Annotated in this window: 1 protein-coding gene; it reads left to right on the top strand. The window is 60.9% G+C overall.

Features of this window, described 5'->3' with window-relative positions; translation table 11 throughout:
* Positions 1-800 (top strand): ABC transporter ATP-binding protein (locus IYN85_RS25620; RefSeq protein ID WP_196161827.1); only part of this gene is annotated, 800 nt, incomplete at both ends.

Here is an 800-nt window from a genome sequence, read left to right as displayed (position 1 = left end):
GTGGGCGAATCCGGCAGCGGCAAAAGCACCTGCGCCCGCGCCCTGTGCCGATTGTACGAACCGACCTCCGGCAAGATCTACATGCAGGACGTCGACGTCAACGCCAAAAAGAACAAACTGAGCCAGCGCCAATACGCCAAAGAAGTGCAGATGATTTTCCAGGACCCGTTTGGCTCCCTGAACCCAGTGCACACCATCCGCCACCACCTCGCGCGGCCAATGAAACTGCACCAGCCGCACCTGAAAGGTCCGGCGCTGGAAGACCGGGTCATTGAAATTATTGAACGGGTAGGCCTAAGCCCCGCCAAACAAACCGCCGACAAATACCCGCACGAACTGTCCGGAGGCCAGCGCCAGCGTGTAGCCATTGCCCGCGCCCTGGCCGTGGGGGCCAAGTTCATCCTCGCCGACGAACCGATCTCCATGCTCGACGTCTCGATCCGGCTGGGCATCTTGAACCTGATGGCCGACATGAAAAAAGACGGCATTGGCTTTTTGTACATCACGCACGACATTGCCACCGCGCGCTACTTCGCCGAACGCACTGCCGTGATGTACGTCGGGCACATGGTGGAGTGGGGCAACAGTGACTCGGTCACGCAAAACCCGCAGCACCCGTATACCCAGTTGCTGATCAGTGCCGTCCCGGAACCGGGCATCCGCAAAGAGCGCACCGAGATGGCGAAGAAAGCGGACATCCCATTGTGGACCCCAGAGAGCCGGGGCTGCCCGTTCGCGGAGCGCTGCCTGAAGGCAACGGATCAGTGCAAAGAAGCGATGCCGCCGGTCACGCAGTTGGC

Source organism: Reinekea sp. G2M2-21, assembly GCF_015687175.1.
GTDB lineage: Bacteria > Pseudomonadota > Gammaproteobacteria > Pseudomonadales > Natronospirillaceae > Reinekea.
This window is presented reverse-complemented; position numbering and strand designations above follow the sequence as displayed.